This window comes from Desulfococcus sp. (genome assembly GCF_041737845.1).
GTDB lineage: Bacteria > Desulfobacterota > Desulfobacteria > Desulfobacterales > Desulfococcaceae > Desulfococcus.
This window is the reverse complement of the sequence record NZ_JBGSQX010000094.1, coordinates 1-4,707: the sequence shown is the minus strand read 5'-3', so window position 1 is coordinate 4,707 and position 4,707 is coordinate 1. Positions and strand designations below refer to the sequence as shown.

7 protein-coding genes are annotated in these 4,707 nt (G+C 66.4%); all 7 read left to right on the top strand.

Annotated elements, in window-relative coordinates:
* Positions 1–141 precede the first annotated feature (141 nt).
* On the top strand, positions 142–738 hold the full coding sequence (locus tag ACEW8N_RS10715) for a hypothetical protein (RefSeq protein WP_373499812.1): 597 nt from the start codon (positions 142–144) through the stop codon (positions 736–738).
* Between the two features lie 66 nt (positions 739–804).
* Positions 805–1,098: a tail protein X gene (locus ACEW8N_RS10710; RefSeq protein ID WP_373499811.1), complete on the top strand. Its 294-nt coding sequence runs from the start codon at positions 805–807 to the stop codon at positions 1,096–1,098.
* A 3-nt stretch (positions 1,099–1,101) separates the two neighbouring features.
* Positions 1,102–2,238, top strand: coding sequence for a phage late control D family protein (locus ACEW8N_RS10705; RefSeq protein WP_373499810.1), 1,137 nt, complete (start codon positions 1,102–1,104; stop codon positions 2,236–2,238).
* A 5-nt stretch (positions 2,239–2,243) separates the two neighbouring features.
* Positions 2,244–2,921 (top strand): phage baseplate assembly protein V, encoded by a 678-nt coding sequence (locus ACEW8N_RS10700; RefSeq protein ID WP_373499809.1) that lies wholly within the window; start codon positions 2,244–2,246, stop codon positions 2,919–2,921.
* A gap of 22 nt (positions 2,922–2,943) precedes the next feature.
* Positions 2,944–3,375: a hypothetical protein gene (locus tag ACEW8N_RS10695; protein ID WP_373499808.1), complete on the top strand. Its 432-nt coding sequence runs from the start codon at positions 2,944–2,946 to the stop codon at positions 3,373–3,375.
* Between the two features lie 21 nt (positions 3,376–3,396).
* Positions 3,397–3,777: a GPW/gp25 family protein gene (locus ACEW8N_RS10690; RefSeq protein WP_373499807.1), complete on the top strand. Its 381-nt coding sequence runs from the start codon at positions 3,397–3,399 to the stop codon at positions 3,775–3,777.
* A 60-nt stretch (positions 3,778–3,837) separates the two neighbouring features.
* Positions 3,838–4,707 (top strand): hypothetical protein (locus ACEW8N_RS10685; RefSeq protein WP_373499806.1); only part of this gene is annotated, 870 nt, incomplete at its 3' end.

Here is a 4,707-nt window from a genome sequence, read left to right as displayed (position 1 = left end):
GATGGACGGCGACCGCATGGCCCGGCGGCTGGCCGACCGGATCCGGCGGCTGGCCCAGGACGACCGGTTCCGGCGGGGCCGGCTGCGGTGACGCGGCGAAGAAAAAAATGACCACAGAAACGGCAGCATCGAGGTGATCCCATGACTGAAAGACAAGTGCTGAGAGGATTTATCGCCAATATCGACGTGATTCCGCCGTTGATCTTCACCTTTCCCTTCAACCCGGAATCGATCACCGACAACAAGACGGTGAACTATGCGGACCGGAGCGACGGCCTCTGCGGCAACTCCCCCGGCAAGGTCTACACCGGCGGCGGGCACCGCACCCTCTCCTTCGATATCAAGCTCCACGGCCTGGAGAAGGGGATGAACGCCATCAACCCCACCGCCCTCGACAACGGGATCGCCACCGAGCTGGCCAAGCTGCGCTCCTTTCTCTATCCCGCGGCCGATGCATGGGCCTCCCTGGGGGCGCTCCTGGGCGGGGAGGACGAGGGCCGGCGCCTCCAGTCGCCGCCGGACTGCATCTTCGGCTTCGGCACCAAGATCCTGCCGTGCGTGGTGACCGAGATCAATATCACCGAGACCCAGTTCAACAGCCTCCTGGCACCGGTGCGGGCGGACGTCTCCATCACCCTGGTGGTGAAGGAGGAGACCGATCATCCCCTCTACGAGTTCGACAAGCAGCACCGGAATCTCCTGGCGGCCCTGGGGCTCCAGAACATCCGGGTGTTTTAGGTTCGGGCGGGCCGGGGCGGTGCGCCGGCACGGCATTCAAAACGGTGAACATTCGAGGATACCATCATGACGATTTCCATCTATTCCCGATACTATCGTTCAACGCTTCTCGACATCGACGGCCGGGTAAGCCTGGCCCAGCGCTGGGTGCCGCCTCCGCCGTCGTATCCCGACAGCCTCCTCCACGTCATTGTGGGCGGCGAGACCCTGGACCTCCTGGCCCGGCGCTATTACGGCCGGGAGGATCTCTGGTACCGCATCGCCGACGCCAATCCCGGCCGGTTCCCCCTGGACTGGCAGGCGGGGGAGACCGTCGTGATTCCGCCCATCCGGGTGGCGACCCGGACGCCAAGAGGGTAGCCCATGTCCGGGGATCTCTACTACCGGGTATCGGTGAGCGCGGGGGCGGCGGCCTACGACCTCTCCCACGACCTCACCACCCTGACCGTGGACGAGGAGGCCTCCCGGCCCCATCAACTGGTCGTGGAGCTGAGCGACCCTTACAAGGTGCTGAGCCACGCCCTCCAGGAGGGGATGGAGGTGGAGGTCGACCTGGGGGCCGCCGACGACCACTCCATCGTGTTCCGGGGGCGGATCTACAAGGTTGACGGGTCATTCCCCGAAACCGGGGTGCCCCGGCTGACCCTCACGGCCTACGACGGGAGCATGCGCATGGGGCTCCGGGAACGCAACCGGCCCTGGACCGACATGGCCCTGTCGGCCTTGGTGGAGGAGATTGCCGGTGTCTATTTCAACGGCAGCGTGGTGGTCAACCTCCGGGGGGACCCGGAATTCACCGGCAACGGCATCCGGCAGCAGGACGAGACCGACCTGGCGTTTCTCCTGCGCCTGGGCGCCCGGTACGGCGCCGAGATGTTCGTCATCAGCGGGGACGAGGAGGACGCCCTCCACTTCGACTCCCAGCACCACATCATGACCGCCGAACCGGAGATCACCCTCTACCACGGGCGATGCGGCGCTCCGGCGCGCCTGATCCAGTTCGAGGCCGGCAGCGACGTGGGAAATATCCAGCTCCCCCGCGTGTTTTCGGGCATCGATTACGAAAGCGGCGAGGCCACCGAGGCCACAACGGCGCCAGTGGAGGAGGTAGGGGAGTCCGAGGATGGCTTTTTTGACGAAAATCTGGCGGCCTTCAGCGAGCGGGAGCCGGACCGCGCCGCCCAGCTCGAGGCCCTCATCTCGGCGGCGGAAGGGGTCCAGGAGTCCCTGCGGGAGGAGCTGGGCGGCGAGGAGCGGATCGCCACACCGGGGTTCGTGTCCCAGGCGGACCTCGACACCCGGGCGGAGAACCAGTTCAGCACCAGCATCCAGGGGATGCGGGGCAGCGGGACCACGACCGGCAACCACCGGATCCGCGCCCAGAGCAGCATCCTGATCCAGGACGTGGGCGGGCGGTTTTCGGGCACCTGGTACCTGACCCGGGTACGGCATGTGCTCAATCAACAGGGATATCAAACCGAAATTGAATGCAGGCGGTAGACGATATGGTTGAAGACCCAGGCAGCGGCGCGTCATCAGCCGCCGAAATCGAAAAATATTTTGGCAAATACCCGGGGCTGGTCCTTGCCAACACGGCGCCCGAGGACGATTCGGACTACGGGGACCACCGGGGAGAGCTTCAGGTGGAGGTCTCGGGCATCCTGGAGGAAACCCCCGACGGCGAAGGCCGCCAGCCGGTCCAAATCTGGGCCAAGCCCTGCTTTCATCCCGGGTTTTTCATCATCCCGGAGGTCGGGCAGCAGGTCTGGGTCGAGTTCGTGGCGGGCGACATCAACACCCCGGTCTGGACCGGGGTCTGGTACCCCAAGGACGCAGCGCCCATGACCGCGGACGACGCCGCGCCCACCGAGGCCCAGAAGGTGATCCGGACGGCCTCCGGCCACGTCGTCGTCATCGACGACACGGAGGGCGAGGAGCAGATCGTCATCCACCACATGCAGGCCTCCTTCATCCGGATCGACAAGGACGGCCACATCACCATCGAGCACAAGGACGGGATGAAGATCGAGATCGCGGCCGACAGCGCCATCGCCATCACGAGCGATACGGTGACCATCACGGCCGATGTCACCGTGGACGGCAACCTGACCGTCACCGGCGACGTCACCGTGGGCCAGGGGCCGTCGACCACCATCAGCGGCAACGAAATCACCGGCGGATAGCCGGGGTGAAAGCGAGGGGGATATGGGGGACCTGGTACTGTCGGGACTGCTGAACCTGAAAGGCATGCTGACCCTTGCCGGCCGAGACGGCGGCAAGGTCAAGGTCGACACCTTCGAGGTCCTGGTGGTGGCCCAGAAGGGGGCCGGCCCCTCCCACGGCCAGGGCGTGCCCGTGATCCTGCCCCCGCCGCCCGCGTCTCCCATCGACACCGGCGTGGACGTCTGGATTTTCGAGTCTCTCAATGCCACCGTCACGGCGAGCGGCAAGAACATCGTCACCCAGGGCATGTGCGCCCAGGGGAATCCGGGCACCGCCACCTGGCCGGGCATGGTGCAGGCCAGCATCATGAACCCCACGGTCACCATCAACAGCATCCCCGTCAATGTAACGGGGGACATGGGCCTGATCATCGCCACCGGCGCGCCGGTGACCTTCAGCAGCAGCGGACAGTGACCCATGGAACGGAGGCCAGTCATGACCGAAGAGATTTACGGCTTTTCGAGCCCCTTCCGCATCAACCCCAATACGGGCGGCGTGGCGTCGGCCCGGGGGGCCGACAAGCTCAAGGAGAATATCATCCATATCCTCCTGACCGGCGCGGGGGAGCGGGTCATGCGCCGGGATTACGGGGCCGGGCTGCGGCAGCTCGTGCACGACCCCAACAACGAGGCCCTCCGCGCCATCGTGCAGCACCAGATCGCCAAGGCCGTCGGCCGATGGGAGCCCCGGGTGGCCGTGGACCAGGTCCGGGTGGCCGTGATCGGCGCAGCCCTTGTCGCCGAGATTACCTATGTGGTCCGCCGGACCCGGCAGGTACAGAACCTGTCGGTACCCATCGGCCTGGGCGGCATCTGACACGGGAAAAAGCAGGCGGCCCTGACCGGAGAAGGATGATCGGACAAGAGAGGAGTTGCCATGAACAGCAGCGGCTTGAACAAAATCGATTACACCCATAAGGACTACGCCTCCCTTCGCGAGGCCATGCTGGAACTCGCCCGGGAAAAGCTCCCGGCCTGGACCGACCACTCCCCCAGCGACCTGGGCGTGGTTCTGGTGGAGCTGTTCGCGTTCATGGGCGACAGCCTCTTCTATTACATGGACCGGATGGTCAACGAGAGCTACCTGACCACGGCGGTGGAGCGGCGCAGCGTCATGCACCTGCTTCGCCTGATCGGCGACGAACTCCGGCAGCCCCTCCCGGCGTCGGCCGACCTGACCCTGCTGTTTGACGCCGCCGCCGCCGGCCTCATCACCCTCTCCCCCGGCACGCGGTTTCAGGCGGCGCCCGATGCCGCCGGGGAGCCCGTCCGGTTCGAATACATCCGCGACGCCGTCTCCATCGACCTGGATGCCCTGGCCGTGATCACCCACACCGACGGCGGGGCCTACAAGCGATTTTCGACCCTGCCCGTGGTCCAGGTCGACGCGGCCCCGGCCGGCGAAACCCTCGGGTCATCGGACGGCTCCGCAGGGCAGCAGTACACCCTGGCGCGGTCGCCGCTCATCGACGGCACCCTGACCGTGGACGTGGACGAAGGGACCGGGTTCCGGGCCTGGCAGCAGGTCGAGACCCTTCTTTACAGCGGACCCGGCGACACCCACTACACGGTCCGGCGGGATGAGTCCGGCGCCGCCTGGGTGGCCTTCGGCGACAACCAGTACGGCCGGACCCCCCGGCGCGGCAGAAACAACCTCCGGGCCGGCTACCGCGTCGGCGGGTCGCTCCGGGGAAACGTGCCGGCCATGACCATCGTCAAGGCCGTGACCGCCGTCCCGTCGCTGGCC

What these genes read in the sequence shown, in the direction of transcription:
- ACEW8N_RS10715 (WP_373499812.1), top strand. Translation starts at nt 142, where the DNA reads ATGACTGAAAGACAAGTGCTGAGAGGATTTATCGCCAATATCGACGTG.
- ACEW8N_RS10710 (WP_373499811.1), top strand. Translation starts at nt 805, where the DNA reads ATGACGATTTCCATCTATTCCCGATACTATCGTTCAACGCTTCTCGAC.
- ACEW8N_RS10705 (WP_373499810.1), top strand. Translation starts at nt 1,102, where the DNA reads ATGTCCGGGGATCTCTACTACCGGGTATCGGTGAGCGCGGGGGCGGCG.
- ACEW8N_RS10700 (WP_373499809.1), top strand. Translation starts at nt 2,244, where the DNA reads ATGGTTGAAGACCCAGGCAGCGGCGCGTCATCAGCCGCCGAAATCGAA.
- ACEW8N_RS10695 (WP_373499808.1), top strand. Translation starts at nt 2,944, where the DNA reads ATGGGGGACCTGGTACTGTCGGGACTGCTGAACCTGAAAGGCATGCTG.
- ACEW8N_RS10690 (WP_373499807.1), top strand. Translation starts at nt 3,397, where the DNA reads ATGACCGAAGAGATTTACGGCTTTTCGAGCCCCTTCCGCATCAACCCC.